This window comes from Methylobacterium organophilum, from assembly GCF_022533465.1.
Classification (GTDB): domain Bacteria; phylum Pseudomonadota; class Alphaproteobacteria; order Rhizobiales; family Beijerinckiaceae; genus Methylobacterium; species Methylobacterium organophilum.
Genome location: NZ_CP092848.1, coordinates 2338631 through 2359641, shown reverse-complemented (window position 1 = coordinate 2359641; position 21011 = coordinate 2338631). Strand labels below are relative to the sequence as shown.

The 21011-nt window shown below is 68.2% G+C and carries 12 protein-coding genes; 3 read left to right on the top strand and 9 right to left on the bottom strand.

Features of this window, described 5'->3' with window-relative positions; translation table 11 throughout:
* Positions 1-450: 450 nt before the first annotated feature.
* Both MMB17_RS10890 and MMB17_RS10885 read right to left on the bottom strand, forming a co-directional pair.
* Positions 451-828 carry a response regulator gene (locus MMB17_RS10890; RefSeq protein ID WP_241101928.1) on the bottom strand — a complete coding sequence of 126 codons (378 nt, stop codon included), beginning with the start codon at positions 826-828 and terminating at the stop codon, positions 451-453.
* A 148-nt stretch (positions 829-976) separates the two neighbouring features.
* Positions 977-3907, bottom strand: a complete 2931-nt coding sequence (locus MMB17_RS10885; protein ID WP_241101927.1) for a bifunctional [glutamine synthetase] adenylyltransferase/[glutamine synthetase]-adenylyl-L-tyrosine phosphorylase — start codon at positions 3905-3907, stop codon at positions 977-979.
* Positions 3908-4053: 146 nt separating this feature from the next.
* On the opposite strand from MMB17_RS10885, the gene MMB17_RS10880 reads away from it, so the two are divergent.
* Complete coding sequence (locus MMB17_RS10880; protein ID WP_241102170.1) at positions 4054-4581, top strand: sugar O-acetyltransferase; 528 nt, start codon at positions 4054-4056, stop codon at positions 4579-4581.
* A 541-nt stretch (positions 4582-5122) separates the two neighbouring features.
* Here MMB17_RS10880 and MMB17_RS10875 read toward each other — a convergent pair.
* The 4 genes from MMB17_RS10875 to MMB17_RS10860 all read right to left on the bottom strand — a co-directional run bounded on the left by MMB17_RS10875 (position 5123) and on the right by MMB17_RS10860 (position 9998).
* A complete protein-coding gene (locus MMB17_RS10875; protein ID WP_241101926.1) occupies positions 5123-6526 on the bottom strand; it encodes a HEPN domain-containing protein in 1404 nt (467 codons plus the stop codon).
* Positions 6527-6606: 80 nt separating this feature from the next.
* Positions 6607-8043 (bottom strand): HAMP domain-containing sensor histidine kinase, encoded by a 1437-nt coding sequence (locus MMB17_RS10870; protein ID WP_420847374.1) that lies wholly within the window; start codon positions 8041-8043, stop codon positions 6607-6609.
* A gap of 65 nt (positions 8044-8108) precedes the next feature.
* A complete protein-coding gene (locus MMB17_RS10865) occupies positions 8109-8807 on the bottom strand; it encodes a response regulator transcription factor (protein WP_241101925.1) in 699 nt (232 codons plus the stop codon).
* Between the two features lie 243 nt (positions 8808-9050).
* On the bottom strand, positions 9051-9998 hold the full coding sequence (locus MMB17_RS10860) for a hypothetical protein (RefSeq protein WP_241101924.1): 948 nt from the start codon (positions 9996-9998) through the stop codon (positions 9051-9053).
* A gap of 596 nt (positions 9999-10594) precedes the next feature.
* Here MMB17_RS10860 and gltB point away from each other — a divergent pair.
* Together gltB and MMB17_RS10850 are read left to right on the top strand one after the other, a co-directional pair.
* Complete coding sequence (gene gltB, locus MMB17_RS10855; RefSeq protein WP_238310314.1) at positions 10595-15313, top strand: glutamate synthase large subunit; 4719 nt, start codon at positions 10595-10597, stop codon at positions 15311-15313.
* 94 nt (positions 15314-15407) lie between these two features.
* Entirely contained in the window at positions 15408-16841 is a 1434-nt protein-coding gene (locus MMB17_RS10850; protein WP_238310315.1) for a glutamate synthase subunit beta, read from the top strand.
* Positions 16842-16920: 79 nt separating this feature from the next.
* On the opposite strand, the gene MMB17_RS10845 is transcribed toward MMB17_RS10850, so the two are convergent.
* The 3 genes from MMB17_RS10845 to galE all read right to left on the bottom strand — a co-directional run bounded on the left by MMB17_RS10845 (position 16921) and on the right by galE (position 20635).
* Positions 16921-18360, bottom strand: a complete 1440-nt coding sequence (locus tag MMB17_RS10845) for an SGNH/GDSL hydrolase family protein (protein WP_420847373.1) — start codon at positions 18358-18360, stop codon at positions 16921-16923.
* A gap of 107 nt (positions 18361-18467) precedes the next feature.
* Positions 18468-19646 carry a lytic murein transglycosylase gene (locus tag MMB17_RS10840; protein WP_420847356.1) on the bottom strand — a complete coding sequence of 393 codons (1179 nt, stop codon included), beginning with the start codon at positions 19644-19646 and terminating at the stop codon, positions 18468-18470.
* Positions 19643-20635: a UDP-glucose 4-epimerase GalE gene (galE, locus tag MMB17_RS10835; protein WP_238310316.1), complete on the bottom strand. Its 993-nt coding sequence runs from the start codon at positions 20633-20635 to the stop codon at positions 19643-19645. The genes MMB17_RS10840 and galE overlap by 4 nt, the downstream gene beginning before the upstream one ends.
* Positions 20636-21011: the final 376 nt, after the last annotated feature.

Sequence of the window (21011 nt, the reverse complement as noted above, 5' to 3'; positions counted from 1 at the left end):
TGCCTGCATGTTAAAGGAATGCCCGCTGCAGTTGCGGCGCTCCTGCGTTCCTGGCGATGCAGTTAAGAAAATGGAAACGTTTTCACGCCCATTCACCATATTCCTCGATGATGACACTGTGATTTCGTCAGAAATTCGTCCCTTTCGCCCCGATTTTCTGAGGCGCATGGAACGAATTTCATGGATCAGGTTTGGTATTCTCGTGTCATACGCCCGCGGATCGATCGGCGATCGATCCTGCCGCAGCGGCGACATCACGGATGCGTTTGCCGCGCAGCCGCTTCCCGACCGGCCATGTCTGGACCGGCCCCGGCCACATCTGACGCGCACGCGTCACGGCGCGGATCGCGGCCCGCCTGGCGGGGCGGCGCAAGTCGGGAGGGGCCCCGTCCCCGAACCGACCCGAAGCACGCTGAGGCTGCAGGATCCAGGCAGCACCGGAGGCCCGGCTCAGGCCGTCTGCATCAGCAGCTTCGACAGGGCACCGACGATGCGCCGGATCTGGATCGGCTTCTCCAGCCGTTCGACCCCGCCGAAGGCCGCCGGGATCACGGACTGGTCGTAGCCCGTGACGAAGACGAAGGGGATGCCGCGCTCCTTCAGGCTCCCGGCGAGGGTGAAGGAGGCTCCCAGGCCGAGATTGATGTCGAGCACGGCCGCGTCGGGGCGCTCCCGCGCCAGCCAAAGCCGCGCCGCCTCCTCGCTGGGGACCGGCCCGATCACCGCGGCCCCGGCCTCCCGGAGGGTGCGCGCGGTATCGGTCGCGATGAAATACTCGTCCTCCACGACCAGGATGCGCTGGCCCCTGAGAGCTGGTTCGACGGTCATGGCGCGCTCCCCCGGACAGGGTGGCCCTTCGCGGGGCTCCGGTCTCCGGGATGCTGGGCCGTCCCAACAGAGGCCTTCCAGCCGGCACCGTGCGCCCGCCCTCCCGAGGACAACCGCCCCGCGACCGCCGAGTTCGGCGGGGCGCGCGTCACGGCACAGGCTTGGCGCCACGTCCGAGCGCCCGGTCGAAGGCGTCGCGCACGAAGCGCCGCTCGGCCTCGATCTGGGCGGTGAGCGCCCGGGCATCGGGCAGGGAGGCGGCACGGGCGAGGCGCGCCAGCGCCACGGGGGAGGCCGTGTCGGGATCACCTTCCACCATCAGGCGCTGCCAATGGTGGATGCCGTCGAGCCAGCGATGGGCGGCGACGAGGTGCTCCGCCTCCGCCCGGTCGAGCAGGCCGGTCTCCCCGGCGCGGGCGAGGACGCCGCCGGTGTCGCGGCCGATCAGGTCCGGGTCCCGGGCCGCATGGGCGAGCACCAGGGCCTGGGCCAGGAAGTCGAGGTCGAGCAGGCCGCCCGGGGCCATCTTGAGGTCGAGGGGGCCCTTGTCGCCCTTCTGCGTCTCGACGAGGGCGCGCATGTCCCGCACCGCGCGGGCGACCTCCGCGGCCTCCCGCGGGCGGGCGAGCGCCGCGCGGATCGCCGCCTCGGCCTCCGCGGCGAGGCCCGCATCGCCCGCGATCACCCGGGCGCGGGTGAGCGCCATGTGCTCCCACAGCTCCGCCTCGCCCTCCTGATAGGCCCGGAAGGCGCGGAACTGGGTCGCCACCGAGCCCTGGCCCCCGCCGGGGCGCAGGCGCAGGTCGATCTCGTAGAGCCGGCCCCGCCGGGTCGGCGCCGTGAGCGCGGCCACGAGGCGCTGGGTCAGGCGGTTATAGGCCACCGCCGCGTCGAGGGGCCGGGGGCCGGCGCTCGTGCGGTCCTCGGGGTCGAAATCGTAGAGCACCACGAGGTCGAGGTCGGATTCCGCCGTGAGCTGGCGGGCGCCGAGGCGGCCATAGCCGAGGATGGCGAGCCGCCCCTTCGGCACCGCGCCGTGCTCGACGAAGAAGGCCGCCGAGACCGCCTCCAGGGCGGTGGCCACCGCCGTGTCGGCGATGGCGGCATGGGCCCGGCCGGCGCTTTCCGGCGTCAGGATGCCGGAGAGCAGGCGGGCGCCCGCCGAGAAGCGGAGCTGGCGGGCGGCGTCGCGGCTGCGGTCCAGGAACTCCTCGAAGCTCCCCGGCCGGCCGAGCAGCGCCCGGTACTGCGCCGCGATCTCCGCCGCGTCCGTGGCCGGCTCGACGAAGCCCGGATCGATCACCGCGTCGAGCACGTGGGGGCTGAAGGCCACGGTCTCGGCGAGCCGCGGGGCACTGCCGAGGAGGTCGGCGAAGAGCAGCCGCAGCCGCTCGTGCTCGCGCAGGATGGTGAGCAGCTCCACCGCCGCGGGCATGCGGCCGAAGGCGCGGTCGAGGGCGGCGAGCGCCGCATCCGGGTCGGGCGTGCCGGCGAGCGCCTTGAGCAGGGCCGGGGTCAGCTCGGTCAGCACCTCCCGCGCCCGCGGGCTGCGCACGGCGGCCCGGCGCCCGAAATGCCAGCCGCGCACGGTCTCGGCCACGGTCTCCGCCGCCCGGAAGCCGAGATGGCGCAGGGTGGCGAGCGTGCCGGGATCGTCCCCGGCCCCGCTGAAGACGAGGTTGCCGAGCTCCGAGGAGAGGTCGTCGCCCCCCTCGAAGAGCAGGGCGTAATGCGCCTGCACCCGCTCCGCATGGGCGAGCAGCGCCGCCTCGAAACCGGCCCGGTCGGCAAAGCCGGAGAACCGGGCGAAGGCCTCCAGCGCCTCGGGCTCGATCGGCAGGCGCTGGGTCTGCTCGTCGCGCAGCATCTGCAGCCGGTGCTCGATGGTGCGCAGGAAATCGTAGGCCGCGCGCAATTCGTCCCGGGCCTCGGCGGAGATCCAGCCGTCCGCGTGCAGCGCGCCGAGCATCGCCACGGTGGAGCGCCCGCGCAGCTCCGGCCGCCGGCCGCCGAAGACGAGCTGCTGCGTCTGCACGAAGAACTCGATCTCGCGGATGCCCCCGCGCCCGAGCTTGATGTCGTGGCCGGCCACCGCCAGGGTCTCGTGCCCGCGCACGGCATGGATCTGCCGCTTCATGGCGTGCACGTCGGCAATGGCCGCGAAGTCGAAATACTTGCGCCAGACGAAGGGCCGCAGCTCCTTCAGGAAGGCCTCGCCCGCGTCGCGGTCCCCGGCGACGGGCCGGGCCTTGATGAAGGCGGCGCGCTCCCAGTTCTGGCCCGTGGTCTCGTAATAGACATAGGCCGAGGCGAGGCTCATCGCGGTCGGGGTCGAGCCGGGATCGGGCCGCAGCCGGTAATCGACCCGGTGGACATAGCCCTCGCCGGTGCGCTCCTGCAGGAGCTTGGCCATGCCCTGGGCGAGGCGGCTGAAGAACGGCGTCGGCTCCAGCCCCTCCTTCAGGCGCCGGGCCTCGGGATCGAAGAACACGATCAGGTCGATGTCGCTCGAATAGTTGAGCTCCCGCCCCCCGAGCTTGCCGAGCCCGAGCACGACGAGCCCCGAGCCCGCCTGCGGCGCCTCCGGATCGAGGGGCCGGAAGCGCCCGGCGGCGGCGGCCTGGCGCAGCAGGGCGTCGGCGGCGGCCTGGACCGAGGCATCGGCGAAATCGGAGAGCGCCCGGGTCACCCGCGCCTGCGGCCAGAGCCCGCCGAGATCGGCCAGCGCCACGAGCAGCGCGTGCTCGGCCCGGTTCGCCCGCAGAGCCCGCCCGACCGCGTCGAGGTCGCCCGCCGGCGCCGCCCGGCCCGCCGCCGCCTGCGCGGCCACGATCCGCGCATCCGCCGCCTCGGGATCCGCGTCGAGGAGCCGGGCGAGGCGGGCGGGGTCGCGGAGGCACAGACCCCACAGGAAGGGCGAATGGTCGGCCAGCGCCAGGAGCAGGTCCTTGGCCGCCCCCTTGCGCAGGGCGGCCGGCAGGTCGGGCGCGATCTCGGCGAAGCGCGCCTCGGCCTGCCCCGGATCCGACAGCGGCGGCGCGGCGCCCAGATGCCGGCGCAGGGCGGCCTCGCGGCTCATGCGGCTCCTCCCGTTTCTTGGCGCCCGTCATCGCGCGTTTCGGGAGGGGGGTCCAGGGGAGGCCTCGCCATCCCGCCCGCCCGATCCATCTACCGCCCGAGCCGCAGGAGGAGCGCCCGTTGGACACCCGTTCGCAGAAGCAGAAGATGCTCGCCGGCGCTCTCTACGTCGCCGACGATCCCGAGATCGCCGCCGATTCCGCCCGGACCATGGCCTGGCTCGCCCGCTACAACGCGGCCCTGGCGCAGGACCCGGCCGAGCGCCAGGGCCTGCTGGAGGAGCGGTTCGGCTCCGTCGGGAAGGGCTGCAACATCCGCCCGCCCTTCCACTGCGATTACGGCTTCAACATCCACCTGGGCGAGGCCGTGTTCATGAATTTCAACGGCTGCATCCTCGACGTGGTCGCGGTGCGGATCGGCGACCGCACGCAGATCGGCCCCGGGGTGCAGATCCTCACCGCCGACCATCCCCGCGACCCGGCCCTGCGCCGGCAGATGCTCGAATGCGGCCGCCCGATCAGCATCGGCGCCGATGTCTGGATCGGCGCCGGCGCCCTGATCCTGCCCGGCGTCACCATCGGCGACGGCGCCATCATCGGCGCCGGCAGCGTGGTGACCCGCGACGTGCCCGTCGGCGCGACGGTGGTAGGGAATCCGGCGCGGGTGCGGGTGTGACGGTCCGCTTCCCCGACACGCGCCATCCCGCTTCGTCTCCACAAAAGGCCCCCGGCGCCCACCCGCATCGTCATGGCGAGGCAAAGCCGAAGCGATCCAGCGACGCCGCCGTTTCGGAGAGGGCAGTGCTCCTGGATGGCTTCGCTCGCGCTCGCCCTGACGAAGGGAGCTCGGCCAAGTCCGGCGTGTCGGGCAGCGACCCCGCCCCCGAGGGCAATAAGAGCCAAGTTTCGCGCACTACCAAAACGCGTGAACGCTGATCGCTTTCCTTTAATGTCATTAGCGATGGCGACTCTGGGCCGTTCCCGACCCATCGTAAGCGCTCAGCCAGCTTACCAGATTAGGCTCTAGAGTATTCAAAGACGGTCGCCCGCTCAGTCTTCACGGTGACAGCAGGATCAGTGTGGGCACCCTGTCCATCCGTACGATCGATAATTTTGCCATCACTTGAGTCCGCAGCATGGCATTCCAGGACGGGGCGTTCGACATGATGGTAGCCAGAATTCTAGCGCAGATGTAGATGTATTATTTAAATATATGGCTAACATTGGTCAGATTGCGTATTTTTGCTTTCTTCTATTAAATTTTCTATAAATTTAACCCTCATATCGTAATATTTAGAAAGTCTTGATACGCTAAAATTATCTTCCCTCAAGCCGACATTACCAAAATCCGATATAATCAAAAGAAGCAAATCTCGACCTAACATTCCCCCGAGATAAGATGCACGAAATAACTCGGGTGATTTGGGCGACATTGATCCATGAACAAGCTTAGATCTAGCGCGATATAGGATCTTTACTTGATCGATTATTTTTTCTCGCTCTCCAATTTCCGGTCGCGTGATGCATATTGCAGATATTCTATCTGCTAGAATAGAAGCAATATCATTTTTTTCATCCGTGATAACCATTCTTTCGAGCGCGGTCGCGTATTTCACAACCTTAGTAGAATAACTTTCATCTCTGACAGCCTCTCCGTACCATTGAGCAGCATCTAAGAATCTGCGCGACAGAGGTCTTTCTAAGATCGGGTTGACAGATGCTTCCAGTGCAACTCCACATAATTCAACTGCCTTCCTGAAATCCTCACGCTCAAAACAACTTGACCATCCAGAAGCAAAGTTGATCTGCCCAGCACCCGACATCGATAAAGATACATCGAGAGAACCTTCAGGCGACAAACTGAAAATTGCCCTATTATCGCGACGCAGCTTCGGACCTCCGACTCTCATATTGTCAGTCGAGCTCGCACCAAAAAGCAAATGCATACAATTTAGCGCCGAAGTAACTGCATAATCCGCAATATCCCTTGACACCTCGTCATCGCATCCAATAATTTCAACCTCTGCACTCCAGCGGAAATCTCTATAATATAACAAACCGTCCCTTAGCAGCCTCCTTAGATACGCTCTCCGCCTTGAATCCGATTCTTTCTTTCCTCTTAGATCCGAATTTTTCATTTTTTCAATTATATAATTTCTAGTATGACTCCTGTTTCTGAATTTTATTGGCCCTATATTGAACTCACCAATTTCATCTTCCGTCATTAGGTGACATGGAATAAGATATTTTTTATTTTTGCATTTAGTTTTTGCTTCTCGCCCAACAATGCTTAGGGTTTTTTCGATAGAAGACATTGTTATTGGTATTTTGCCAGTGAGAAACCGCTCGCTAAACCTTGCTTGCATTAGCTCCCTCAAGCGGATAGTAGATATATTACGAGCAATTCCAGCACGCTTGCCGGCCTCTCTTGCCAAATCATCTAAACTCTCCCCGGCGGCTCTACCAATAAGCCACGATCCTCCTGAAGCTGCCGGCACGCTATATGCCCAATCATCACTATTAATTAATTTGAAATCATGCTTAGAAAGCTCCCTGATCCTAAAAAACTCCCTAACAATAAAATTAGCATTCTCAACTAATTTATTCTTTTGGCCGCTCATAGTACCACCTTAACAATTAATTTATATTTACTAGCTGCACACATCTTACAGAAAACACAGCCATTGTAGATAAGATCTTACTATTCCATTTGTCCCGGCACCGTCACCACCACCCGCAACCCCGGCCCATTATCCTCCAAATCCAACCGCCCGCCATGCAGCCGCACCACGGCGTTGACGAGGCTGAGGCCGAGGCCGAAGCCGGGGTTGGTGCGGGCGGCTTCCAGGCGGACGAAGCGGGCCAGCACGTGGGCGCGCTCGGCCTCCGGGATGCCGGGGCCGTGATCGGCCACGGTGAGGCGCACGCCCTCGGGCACCCGGGCGGCTGTCATGGCGATGACCGGGGGGCCGGGGCCGCCGGCGCCGTATTTGATGGCGTTGTCGGCGAGGTTGGCCAGCGCCTGGCCGATCAACTCGCGGTTGCCGCGGATGGTCAGGCCGGGCTCGGCTTCGAGCGTCAGGGCGAGGCCCTTCTCCTCGGCGAGCGCCTCGTAGAGCTCGGCCACCTCCCCGGCGACCCGCCCGGCATCGAAATCCGCGAAATGGTCCGGCGCGCTGCCGGCCTCCAGCCGGGCGATGGTGAGGAGCGCATTGAACACGCGGATCAGCCCGTCGCTCTCCTCGATCACCGATTCCATCGCCGCGCGCAGCTCGTCGGCGCTGCCGGCCCCGCGCAGGGCCTCGTCGGCCCGGTTGCGCAGGCGGGTGAGCGGCGTCTTCAGGTCGTGGGCGATGTTGTCGGAGACCTCCTGCATGCCGCGCATCAGCTCGCCGATGCGCTCCAGCATCAGGTTGAGGTTCTGGGCGAGGCGGTCGAGCTCGTCGCCGGTGCCGGCCACCTTCAGGCGGCCGTCGAGATCCCCAGCCATGATGGTGCGGGTGGTCTCGGTCATGTCGTCCACGCGCTTGAGCACCCGGCTCGCCACGAACCAGCCGCCGACCACGCCGATCACCAGCACCAGGGCCAGCGAGGAGCCGAAGGTGTTGCCGATGACCTCGCGCAGGCGGTCGCGCTCGGCGGTGTCGCGGCCGACCAGCAGGCGGAAGCCGCCGGCCAGCGTGTAGACCCGCATGATCGCCCGGTGCTCGGCGCCCTCCTCCCCCTCGCTGCCGCGGCCATAGGGGCCCTCGAACTGGCCCGGCGCATCGAGCAGCCCCAGGGGCACCCGGGAGACGTTGCCGACCACATGCTCCCCGGCCGGGGTGGTGACGAGGTAGAGCGAGGCCCCGGGCTCCTTGGCGCGCCGCTCCACCACGGCGATGAGCCGGCGCAGCCCCCCTTGGGTGTATTGCTCGGACAGGCCGTTGATCTCGGCCTCGATGGTCGAGACGATCTGGTCGTCGAGCACCCGGCGGGCGTTCCAGGCGACGTAGCCGAGCGCCAGGGTCACCGAGACGGCGAACAGCACCAGATAGGCGAGGGAGAGCTTGAACGCCGTGGTGCGGAACAGCTTGCCGAGCCGGGCCGGCAGGCCTTCCCGCCCGGGGGGCGCGTCGCGCAGCAAAGCCGGGGGCAGGCGCGGGGCCGGCGGGGCCGGCGCGCGGCCGGAGGCGTCGTCCCCCGCGCCCGGCGACACCGCCCTCACGCCCCGCCCGCCGGATCGGGCCGGACCATGTAGCCGGCGCCGCGGACCGTGTGCAGGATCGGCTGGTCGAACCCCTTGTCGATCTTCGCGCGCAGGCGCGAGACATGGACGTCGATCACGTTGGTCTGCGGATCGAAATGGTAGTCCCAGACATGCTCGAGCAGCATCGTGCGGGTGACGACCTGCCCGGCATGGCGCATCAGGTATTCGAGCAGGCGGAATTCCCGGGGCTGCAGCACGATCTCCCGGCCCGCCCGGGTGACCCGGTGGGACAGGCGGTCGAGCTCCAGGGTGCCGACCTTGTACGCCGTGGGCTCGGCCCCGCCCGCCGGGCCGGCCCGGCGCCGGGCCAGCACCTCCGTGCGGGCGAGCAGCTCGGAGAAGGCGTAGGGCTTGGGCAGGTAATCGTCGCCCCCCGCCCGCAGGCCCTTCACCCGGTCGTCGACCTGGCCGAGCGCGGAGAGAATCAGCACCGGCGTCGTCACCCCCTGCTCGCGCAGGGAGCGGATCAGCGACAGCCCGTCGAGCTTGGGCAGCATCCGGTCGACGATCAGCACGTCGTAATCGCCCTCGCGGGCGAGCGCGTAGCCGTCGAGGCCGTCCGTCGCCTGGTCGGCGACGTGCCCCTCCTCCCGGAACGCCTTGGCGAGATAGGCGACCGCGTCCCGGTCGTCCTCGATGATCAAGAGCCGCATCGGCTCACGGCATAATCCGCCGGGACGCGGCTGGAAATGCGCCGATGCGCCCGGAATGGGGACATCCGAGGGAGCCGGCATGGGACCTCGCGGGGGCCGACGAAGCCGGCCTCGAAGCCCTCGGCCTTCGGCTTCGCGGCCGAAGGGCCGAGGCTTCGAAGCCTCGAGCGGCGTCAGGCTGGTCCCGCGGGCCTTACCGGAGGGTCGCCGGCGGATGACGAATCGGTCATCCGCCCCGGCGCCTCAGTTCGGGCCGGCGGGGGCCGCCTCGCCCCCGCCACCGGGCACGATGGTGGCGCCGCCGATGACGCGGACCTTCTTCTCGCCGGCCGGCGGATCCTGCCAAGCCGCTTTGGTATCAGGGGTTTTCGCCTCGGCCGGCTTCGCGTCGACCGCCGTTCCGGGGGACGGGGGCTGCACCGCGGCCGGCGTCGGCGGCACGCTGTGGGCGGCCTCCTTGACCGGCTCCTTCCCCTCCGGCGCCGCGGGCTTGGCCGCCTCGGCGGGGGCGGGCCTAGGAGGCTCGCCGGCCTTGGCGGAATCCCGGCCAACCTCTTGCGGCATCTCGAGTTTCGGCGCCGGCGCAGCGGGCGTCGCCCGGGGCGCGGCGGGCTTCTGCACGGGGGCGAGCTTGGCGCTGCGCCGCCCCGAATCGGCCCGGCCCCGGGCATCTGGGTTCAGCCCGAACGGCGCGGCCTCGGCCGGCCCGGGCGGCGTCGCGCTCAGGCCCGGCCGCTGCGGGCGGATGCCCGGCGGCCCCGCATCCGGGATGTCGGCGGGCGGCACAAGCCTCTCCGCCTCGCGGTAGACCCGGCGCGGCCGCGGCTCCTCCTCGGTCCAGCCGAAGCCGGCGGCGCGCGGCGGGCGGGCGCCCGGAAAGTAAGGAACATCAAGGCGTTCGCGCCCCAGCACCGCCCCACTGCGCGGATCCACGATCAGCCGGACGCGGGCCCCGGCCGGGTTCGTCGCGTCCACGACATAGGCCGCCCCGTCGAAGCGCGGCCGTCCGATCTCGGTGAAGCCCCGGTCGAACAGGCGGAAGGCCACCGCCCGCGGCGACATCAGCGGCTCGGCCTCCTCGAACTCGAAGGTGCGCCCGTAGCCCTGCGCCATCGCCGCACCGGTGGCGACGCTGAGCGCGAGAGCGGCAAGACTGGCGCGGAGGAAATGCGAGGTGCGGCGCGAAACCATGTGACCTCTCGTCGATCGGCCCGGGCGGCTTGGGCCGGGCGCCGCTTGAGGCGGCTTGTCCCGGCCCGGGCGCAGATCGTTCCCCGCAGGCCCCCGTGCTTGGCAAGATGTCGTTAACTTCAGAATTCGGGCGAGAATGCGGGGCGATTCGAGAACCGGCCCTCGCCCGGGTCGGCGCCTCGTGCCGGGTCGTGACGTGCCGTCGCGTCTGCCCTGCATAAAGCGGGGTCGAGCGCGGTGTCGGTGCACTTGCTGGAATACTTGAAATCTGGCACCGTCGATTTATAGGACAGTATCACTGTCCCTTTTCGGTGGCAGCCGCCTTCGGGCGCGCTGGGGGCTGTTTCGCGTGATCGACGTGACGTCCAAACGAGCTATCAAGCCGATCGCCGACACGGCGATCCGGGCGAGCGCGGGCTGAGCGAGCCTGCGCCACGCCCGCGGGTTGCGGGCGCTTCTCGAAGCCGAAGAGATCCCGCCACGACCCGACGCAAACTAACCGCGGTGTCCGAACGTCGCTTCCGTTCGGGCACGAAACATGCTCGCCTTCGGGTCGGGACGGAGATGTGACGGCGATGCGCATGGATTCATCGGGCATGAACGCCTTGGAACTGTCTGTGTCTGCAAATACCCGCTCTGACGACGTGAACATTCCCTCGCGCGCCGGCGACAAGCCGCTGATCGTCCGCGACCCGGCGCTGCCGAAGGCGGAAGGCAGCTACGATCCCGCGCGCGAGCGCGATGCCTGCGGCGTCGGCTTCATCGCCGACATGCACGACCGGCGTAGCCACGCCATCGTCCAGCAGGGCCTGAAGATCCTCGAGAATCTCGACCATCGCGGCGCGGTGGGCGCGGATCCGACCATGGGCGACGGCTGCGGCATTCTCGTCCAGATCCCGCATGTCTTCTTCGCGGAGGAATGCTCGCGCCTCGGCTTCGAGCTGCCGCCCCACGGCCAGTACGCCATCGGCCAGTTCTTCATGCCGAAGGCCGAGGATGCCCGCCGCATCATCGAGGAGATCGTCGAGACCTCGCTCGCCGAGGAGGGCCTGCCCCTCATCGGCTGGCGCGACGTGCCGGTCGATTCGAGCGACCTCGGCGCCGCCGTGAAGGAGACCGAGCCGCATCACCGCCAGGTCTTCATCGGCTGCCCGGCCACCATCACCGACCAGGACACCTTCGAGCGGCGCGTCTACATCGCCCGCAAGGTGATCTCGTCCAAGGTCTACGGCCATGGCGACGAGCGGCTGATGGAGTTCTATCCGGTCTCCGTGTCGACCCGGACCGTGGTCTACAAGGGCATGGTGCTCGTGCACCAGCTCGGTCACTACTATCTCGATCTGAAGGACGAGCGCTTCGTCTCAGCCATCGCCCTGGTGCACCAGCGCTTCGCCACCAACACCTTCCCGACCTGGCGCCTGTCGCACCCCTACCGGATGGTCGCGCATAACGGCGAGATCAACACGCTGCGCGGCAACGTGAACTGGATGAAGGCCCGCCAGGCCAGCGTCGATTCCGAGCTGTTCGGCAACGACATCTCGAAGATCTGGCCGATCTCCTACGAGGGCCAGTCCGACACCGCCTGCTTCGACAACGCCCTCGAGTTCCTCGTGGCCGGCGGCTACTCGCTCGCCCATGCGATGATGATGCTCATCCCGGAGGCCTGGGCCGGCAACCCGCTGATGAGCGAGGAGCGGCGCGCCTTCTACGAATATCACGCCGCCCTGATGGAGCCGTGGGACGGCCCGGCCGCGGTCGCCTTCACCGATGGCCGCCAGATCGGCGCCACCCTCGACCGCAACGGCCTGCGCCCGGCCCGCTACCTCGTCACCGACGACGGCTTGGTCGTGCTCGCCTCCGAGATGGGCGTGCTGCCGATCCCGGACGAGAAGATCGTGCAGTCCTGGCGCCTGCAGCCGGGCCGCATGCTGCTGATCGACCTGCAGAAGGGCCGCATCGTCTCCGACGAGGAGATCAAGGGCGAGCTGGCCGGCGCGCATCCCTATGCCGAGTGGGTGAAGAACACCCAGATCGTGCTGGAGGACCTGCATCCGATCCAGCCGCGGGCCTCGCGCACCGACGTGTCCCTGCTCGATCGCCAGCAGGCCTTCGGCTACACCCAGGAAGACCTGAAGCTGCTGATGGCGCCCATGGCCGTGACCGGCCAGGAGGCGGTCGGCTCCATGGGCTCCGACACGCCGCTCGCCCCGCTCTCGGACAAGCCGAAGCCGCTCTACAGCTACTTCAAGCAGAACTTCGCGCAGGTCACCAACCCGCCGATCGACCCGATCCGCGAGGAGGCCGTGATGAGCCTCGTCTCGTTCATCGGGCCGCGGCCGAACCTGCTCGACATGGAAGGCGCCTCCCGCCGCAAGCGGCTCGAGGTCCGTCAGCCGATCCTGACGAACGGGGATCTCGAGAAGATCCGCTCGATCTCGCATTTCGAGGACCGCTTCGACACCAAGACCCTCGACATCACCTTCCCCGCCGAGACCGGCGCGGCGGCGATGGAGGGCGCGCTCGATCGCCTCTGCGACCGGGCCGAGGTCGCGGTGCGCGGCGGCTACAACATCATCATCCTGTCCGACCGCGCGGTCGGGCCGGACCGGATCCCGATTCCGGCCCTGCTCGCCACCGCGGCCGTGCACAACTACCTGATCCGCAAGGGCCTTCGCACCTCGGTCGGCCTCGTGGTCGAGTCGGGCGAGCCGCGCGAGGTGCACCACTTCGCCTGCCTCGCCGGCTACGGCGCCGAGGCGGTGAACCCGTACCTCGCCTTCGAGACGCTGATCGCGATGAAGGACGAGTTCCCGCCGGACCTCACCGACGACGAGATCGTCTACCGCTACATCAAGTCGATCGATAAGGGCCTGCTCAAGGTCATGTCCAAGATGGGCATCTCGACCTACCAGTCCTATTGCGGCGCGCAGATCTTCGACGCGATCGGCCTCAATTCCGAGTTCGTCGAGCGGGACTTCTTCGGCACCGCCACCACCATCGAAGGCATCGGCATGGCCGAGGTCGCCCAGGAGACCGCGATGCGCCATCGCGACGCCTTCGGCGACGCGCCGGTCTATCGCAACGCCCTCGATGTCGGCGGCGAATACGCCTATCGCCTGCGCGGCGAGACCCATACCTGGACCCCGGACACGGTGGCGACGCTGCAGCACGCGGTGCGCCTCGGAGCGGCCGAGCGCTACCGCGAGTATGCCAAGCTCGTGAACGAGCAGGAGAACCACCTCAAGACCCTGCGCGGCCTGTTCCGCATCAGGACCGCGGAGGAGCTCGGCCGCCAGCCGGTCGACATCGCGGAGGTGGAGCCGGCCTCCGAGATCGTGAAGCGTTTCGCGACCGGCGCGATGTCCTACGGCTCGATCTCCAAGGAGGCGCACGAGACCCTGGCGATCGCCATGAACTCGTTCGGCGGCCGCTCGAACTCGGGCGAGGGCGGCGAGGAGCCGCGCCGCTTCAAGCCGCTGCCGGACGGCCGCTCGCGCCGTTCTGCGATCAAGCAGGTGGCGTCCGGCCGCTTCGGCGTGACCACCGAGTATCTCGTCAACGGCGACATGATCCAGATCAAGGTGGCGCAGGGTGCCAAGCCCGGCGAGGGCGGCCAGCTGCCCGGCCACAAGGTCGACGCCAAGATCGCCAAGGTCCGCTACGCCACCCCGGGCGTCGGCCTGATCTCGCCGCCGCCCCACCACGACATCTACTCGATCGAGGATCTTGCCCAGCTGATCTTCGACCTGAAGAACGTGAATCCGGCGGCGGACATCTCGGTGAAGCTCGTCTCCGAGGTCGGCGTCGGCACGGTGGCGGCAGGCGTCGCCAAGGCGCGCGCGGACCACATCACGATCTCGGGCTTCGACGGCGGCACCGGCGCGGCCCCGCTCACCTCGATCAAGCATGCCGGCGGCCCCTGGGAGACCGGCCTCGCCGAGACCCAGCAGACGCTCGTCATCAACGGCCTGCGCGGCCGCGTGGCGCTCCAGGCCGATGGCGGCATCCGCACCGGCAAGGACGTGATGATCGCGGTGCTGCTCGGCGCCGACCAGATCGGCTTCTCGACCGCGCCCCTGATCGCGGCCGGCTGCATCATGATGCGCAAGTGCCACCTGAACACCTGCCCCGTGGGCGTCGCCACGCAGGATCCGGTGCTGCGCAAGCGCTTCAAGGGCACGCCGGAGCACGTCATCAACTACTTCTTCTTCGTGGCCGAAGAGCTGCGGGAGATGATGGCGGCAATGGGCTTCACCAAGCTCGAGGACCTGATCGGCCGCTCCGATCTCCTCGACAAGCGCGAGGCGATCGACCACTGGAAGGCGCGCGGCCTCGACTTCACGAAGCTGTTCCACCGTCCCGATGTCGGGCCGGAGGTCGCGATCCGTCACGTCGAGTCGCAGAAGCACCCGATCGACACCGTGCTCGACCGGCGTCTCATCGAGAAGGCCAAGCACGCGATCGAGACCGGCGAGCCGGTGGTGGTCGAGGACGTGATCAAGAACTCCGACCGCGCGGCGGGGGCGATGCTCTCCGGCATGGTGGCGAAGGCGCATGGCCATGACGGCCTGCCCGACGACACCATCGTCGTGAAGCTCTCAGGCACCGCGGGCCAGAGCTTCGGCGCCTGGGTCGCCGCCGGCGTGACCATCGAGCTCTCGGGCCACGGCAACGACTACATCGGCAAGGGCCTGTCGGGCGGCAAGCTGATCATCCGCCCGAGCGAGGCGCTGAAGGCCTCGGCGACGCGGACGATCATGGCCGGCAACACCGTGCTCTACGGGGCGATCGCCGGCGAGTGCTACATCCGCGGCTCCGCGGGCGAGCGCTTCGCCGTCCGCAATTCCGGCGCGATCACGGTGGTCGAGGGCATGGGCGACCATGGCTGCGAGTACATGACCGGCGGCGTCGTCGTCTCGATCGGCGAGACCGGGCGCAACTTCGCGGCGGGCATGTCGGGCGGCATCGCCTATGTGCTCGACGAGGACGGCACCTTCCGCGAGCGCTGCAACCTCTCGATGGTCGATCTGGAGCCCGTGGAGGAGGAGGACGACATCATGCGTCGCTTCCACCAGGACGGCGACCTGGAGACGAAGGGCCGGGTCGACATCCTCGCGGACATGTCGGGCCACGACGAGGAGCGGCTCACGCAGCTCATCACCAACCATCTCAAGTATACCGGCTCGCCGCGGGCGAAGAAGATCCTCGACGACTGGGCGAGCTACCGCACCAAGTTCGTCAAGGTGATGCCCGTCGAGTACCGCCGGGCGCTGCGCGAGATGGAAATGGCCCGCATGCCGGTGGCGGCGGAGTGAGATGAGGGCGGCCGGCTCCGTGCCGGCCGCCGCATGTCAGGAACGGATAGGGCGGAGCGCGCGATCCCGAGGATCCGCGGCGAAGGGCTGATCGATGGGCAAGGTCACGGGTTTCCTCGAATTCGACCGGCAGGAGCAGAAGTACCAGCTCGCGGCGGACCGCGTGCGGCACTTCCGCGAGTTCACCCTGCCCCTCGACGAGTACGACCTGAAAAAGCAGGCGGCGCGCTGCATGGATTGCGGCATCCCGTTTTGCCACGGGCCGACCGGCTGCCCGGTCCACAACCAGATCCCGGACTGGAACGACCTCGTCTACCAGTCCGACTGGGAGGAGGCCGCCCGCAACCTCCATTCGACGAACAACTTCCCCGAATTCACCGGCCGCGTCTGCCCCGCGCCCTGCGAGGAGGCCTGCACGCTCAACCTCGAGAACCAGCCGGTGGCGATCAAGACCATCGAGCAGGCGATCGCGGACCGGGCCTGGAACATGGGCTGGGTGAAGCCCGAGCCGTCCAACACCCGTACCGGCAAGCGCGTCGCCGTGGTGGGCTCCGGTCCCGCCGGCATGGCCGCGGCCCAGCAGCTCGCCCGGGTCGGCCATGACGTGCATGTGTTCGAGCGCGAGCCCAAGGCCGGCGGCCTGCTCCGCTACGGCATCCCGGACTTCAAGATGGAGAAGCGCCACATCGACCGGCGCGTGAAGCAGATGGAAGCCGAGGGCGTGGTCTTCCACTACAAGGTCAATGTCGGCGTGAACAAAACCGTCGAGGAGCTGACCGCGGAGTTCGATGCCGTGCTGTTCTGCGGCGGCGCCGAGGATCCCCGCAACCCGCAATTGCCGGGTCAGGATCTCGACGGCGTGCATTACGCCATGCCCTACCTCGTGCAGTCGAACCGGCGCGTCGGCGCCGAGCCGATGCCGGGCAACGGCGAGCTGCCGATCATCGCAGCGGGCAAGAACGTCGTCGTCATCGGCGGCGGCGACACGGCCTCCGACTGCGTCGGCACCGCCTTCCGCCAGGGCGCGCTCTCGGTCACGCAGCTCGACATCCGCCCGCGTCCGCCGGAGCAGGAGGACAAGCTGACGGTGTGGCCGTACTGGCCGACCAAGATGCGCACCTCCTCGAGCCAGGCCGAGGGCGCCGAGCGCGAGTTCCAGGCCGCGACCCTGCGGCTCGAGGGCAACCGCAAGGGGCAGCTCACCGGCGTCGTCTGCGCCCGCGTGGACGAGAAGCGCAAGCCGATCGAAGGCTCGGAGTTCACCCTGCCGGCCGACCTCGTCTTCATGGCGATCGGCTTCGCCGGCTCGGTCACCAAGGGCCTCCTGGAGGAATCCGGCGTGGCCCTCGACAAACGCAACAACGTGCTCGCCAACACCGAGGATTACCGGACCTCGCATCCGAAGATCTTCGCGGCGGGCGACATGCGCCGCGGCCAGTCCCTGGTGGTCTGGGCGATCCGCGAGGGCCGTCAGGCCGCCCGCTCGATCGACGAGAGCCTGATGGGCGCGAGCCTGCTGCCGCGCTGAGCCGCAACCTCCGCGGAGGCGCGGAGGACGAAGGAACGACGCCCGATCGCTATGCGGTCGGGCGTTTCCTTTTGGCCCGTCAGCTCGGCGGCCACTTGAAATCGTCGGCGCGGCCGGGCTGCGGCATCGGGGCGGCGCCGCGCTGAAGGCTGCGCTCGACGGTCCCGGTGGCATCTCCCTCCCGCGGGCGGCCGGTGATCAGGAGGCCCCCGGGCGAGGTCTCGACCCGGCCGAGCGGCACCACCGGCCCCGCGGTCGGCTTCACCGGGAGGCTCGGAATGCCCGGCGGCTCCGGCAGAGGCGGCAACATCGCCGTGATCTTGCGGTCCAGCGCCGAAGTGTCGTCGAGGCTGACGCCCGCGCTCGCGGGGGCCGATGTGCCCGGCACGGCCGCAACCGGCGCGGCCTGCTCCGGCGTCAGCGTGCCGTTGGCGCCCATGATCCGCTTCAGTTCCACATCGGCGAAATGCGCCACCTTGCGCGCGCCGGCACTGGTGAAGTGAACGCCGTCCGAGGTCCGCAGGCGCGCCTCCTGCCCGTCGACGTCGGGACCGCTCGCGACATAGCGGTTCCGTTCGTCGACGAAGCCCTGCCAGATCTCGACGAAGCTCTGCCCGGCCTTCTGCACGCGCTCGCGCACGAGGTCGTTGATCGCGGTGAAATCGGTGGTGAGCGACTCGCTGCGCACCGGCGGCAGGCCGACCCAGATGAGAGGCACCTTGCGGTCGGTGAAGGCCTTGATCAGCGCATCGACCCGGGCGCCGTAGATCTCCCGCCACTTGTCCGAGAGGGGATCGTAGCTCTGATCCCCCTCGCGGATCGGCTGCCGGTCGTTCACGCCGACCATGACCAGGGCGTAGCTGCTTCCGGAATTGGCCTTGAGCCAGTCCTCGGCGGCTTTCGGCCAGTCGACCACGTCCTTGCGCACGAGCCCGCTATCGCCGCGGGAGCGATCGACGATGGCGACATTGGGATTGTCGGAAAAGGCCTCGTCGAGGCCGCGCCGCAGGTAGGAGGCCAGCGAGTCTCCGAAGACGGCGACCTGCGTCGTCGGTGCGGTTTTGGGCTCCGCCGGCTTCGGGGCGGCGACGGACGGCGCGGGCGGCACGGAGCGCTTGCGGCTGGTCCGCGTGCTGGGGGGCGACGGGCGCGGCCGAGAGGCCCGACCCGGCTCCGCGGAACTCGGCGGCCGCGCGGCGGGGGGCTGAGCCTGTTGCGGGCGGTCCTCCCAGGGCCAGTAGAATTGCCGGGGCGCCTCCTGGGGCGGCGGAGCGTAGCGGCGGGCGGTCGCGCGTCCGCCATAGCCGTAGCCATCGTCCTGATAACGGTCACGCAGGCGGCGCCGGGGCGGGGCGTAGTAGGGGTCGCCCCTCGGCGCGTCGTAGGCGTCGCCCCATTGCGCCCGAGCCGGCCCGGCGGGACTCAACAGCAGCATGAGGGCCGCAACCAGGATGCTAGCGAGAGCGGAGCCGAGCAGGCTCACGGCCAAGGTCCAGCGAGAAAACGGCTTGATGCGCATACCGTTGGGCTTGCCCGGTCGCGGTTGGCGGAGGGCTGTCATCTTAGCCGACCCTTTCCGATCCGTCTAAAGTCGGCCGGCCGCCCGTGCCCCGCCCTTCTGCCGAGTCACGGCCTTGCCTGGAGACGAGCGAGGAGCGCCGGGCTGGCATAGCCGTCGGCTGGGAGCCCTTCGCGGATCTGATATTGCCGCACCGCCTCGCGCAGGCGCGGCCCCGCGCGCCCGTCCTGCTCGCCCGCATAGAGCCCTTGCCCGGCAAGCGCCGCTTGGAGCTGGCGCAGCCCCGCCGTCTCGAGACGGGCCTCGCCCTTCGGCCAGGGGGCGGCGAGGACGGGGGCGCCGGCCAGCCGGTCCGCAAGGTGGCCGACCGCGAGCGCATAGGCGTCGCTCGTGTTGTAGCTGCGGACGACCTCGAAATTGTCGGTGATCAGGAAGACCGGGCCGCCGAGCCCCCCGGGCAGGAACAGGCTCCCCTCCCCCGCCTTCGGCATGGGCTTTCCGTCGGTCCGAGTGACGCCGCGTTGCGCGAAATCGGTCAGCGCCCCCCGGTAGCGCGCCAGGTCGAAGCCGGCCGGAAGCCGCACTTCGTAGCCCCAGGACAGAGCCGGGTTCCAGCCGAGAGACTGGAGATAATGCGCGATGGAGGCGAGCGCGTCGGCGTCGGAGCGCCAGATGTCGCGATGCCCGTCGCCATCGAAATCGACCGCCTCCTTGAGGAAGACGGAGGGCAGGAACTGCACCTGCCCCATGGCGCCCGCCCAGGAACCGACCATCCGTTCCGGCTCGATATCGCCCTGCTGGAGGATGGCAAGCGCGGCGAGCAATTCCCCCCGGAACAGGCTGCCGCGGTGACGGGCATAGGCGAGGCTCGACAGCGCGCGGAGGGTCGGGACGCGGCCGGCGCTGGCGCCGAAGTCGGATTCGATGCCCCAGAAGGCGAGCACCATCCAGCGCGGCACCCCCGTCTTCGCCTCGATCGCCTCAAGCGTGGAGGCGAGACGGGCGGCCTGCGCCCGCCCCTTCGCGATCCGGCCGGGCGAGACCGCGCCGACGAGATACTCCCAGACCGGGCGGCTGAACTCGCCCTGCTTCTTCGTGCGGGCGAGGATGTCCGGATCGGGCGCGGTGATGCCCCGGAAGGCCGCCTCGAACGTCGCGTCCGAGATGCCGCGATCGCGGGCCTCGCTGCGCAGCCCCTCGACGAAGGTGGAAAAGCTTTCCGCCTCGGCCAGGGAGCCGCTCGCGAGGAACAGCAGGGCAACCAGAGCCCGCGACAACAGCCTCAACGGAGATTTCGCTTGGCGAGCGCGTCTTCCCAGGCGAGCGCCTGCTCGACGATCCGATCGAGATCGTCGTGCTGCGGGTTCCAGCCGAGGTCATTCCGGATCCGGTCGGCCTGCGCGACGATCTGAGCCGGGTCGCCGGGGCGACGCGGAGACAGCCGCACCTCGAAATCGCGCCCCGAGACGCGCTTGACCACCTCGATCACTTCGAGAACCGAATAGCCGCGCCCGTAGCCGCAATTCAGGGTCAGGCTCTCGCCGCCCTGGCGCAGGTGGTTCAGCGCCACGAGATGCGCATCGGCGAGGTCGGAAACCTGGATGTAGTCCCGCAGGCAGGAGCCGTCCCGGGTCGGATAATCGGTTCCGTAGACATCGAGATGCGTACGCCGGCCGAGGGCGGCCTGCGTCGCGACCTTGATGAGATGCGTCGCGTTCGGGGTGGACTGCCCGCTGCGCCCCCGCGGATCCGCGCCCGCCACGTTGAAGTAGCGCAGCACCACGTAGCTGAAGCCGTGGGCCTTGGCCGCGTCGGCCAGCATCCACTCGCTCATCAGCTTCGAACGGCCATACGGATTGATCGGATTCGTCGTCAGGTTCTCGGGCACCGGCACCACTTCGGGTTCGCCGTAGACGGCCGCCGTGGACGAGAAGATGAAGTGCTTCACCCCGGTGCGCACCGCGGTCTCGATCAGCGCGCGGGTCTTCACCGTGTTGGCGAGATAGTAGCCGAGGGGATCCGACACGGAATCCGGCACCACGATCTTGGCCGCGAAATGCGCGATCGCATCCACGCGATGCTGGAGGATCGTCTCCGTCACGAGGGCCTGGTCGGCCACGTCGCCGACGACGAGCTTCACCTCAGGCGGGAGCGCCCAGTCGAATCCGGTCGAGAGATCGTCGATCACCACGACCTCGTCGTGGCCTGCGTCGATCAGCGCCAGCACCATGTGGCTGCCGATATAGCCGGCTCCGCCCGTCACCAGAACAGCCATCGCCCCTGCCCTTCTTATGGAACCGCGAACGCGGGTCTTTAGTGGTGCCGGTCGCGTCAGCCCAGCTCACCTGAGATCTCGTTTCGCCCACCCGCCTCCGCGGGTCCAGTCTTCATTCGCGAGACGGGCTTCCGCGCCTGCGACGCGGCGGGAGAGACCGGTTCGAAGGGCGAGCGTGCGACGGGGCGACGCCTCGAACTCCCGGTCGATTGCAACCGGAGCAGGACCAGCCCCGACCCGACAGGCTTCAGGTCCGATTAAGCTGCGGAATGGCCAAGTTTCACCACTTCGGGCGCTGCATGCACCGGAGCGTCGCGCTATGTAACGCACTCGTTACGGGCTCTTCCCGCCGAACGCCACATACGGGTCTCGATTC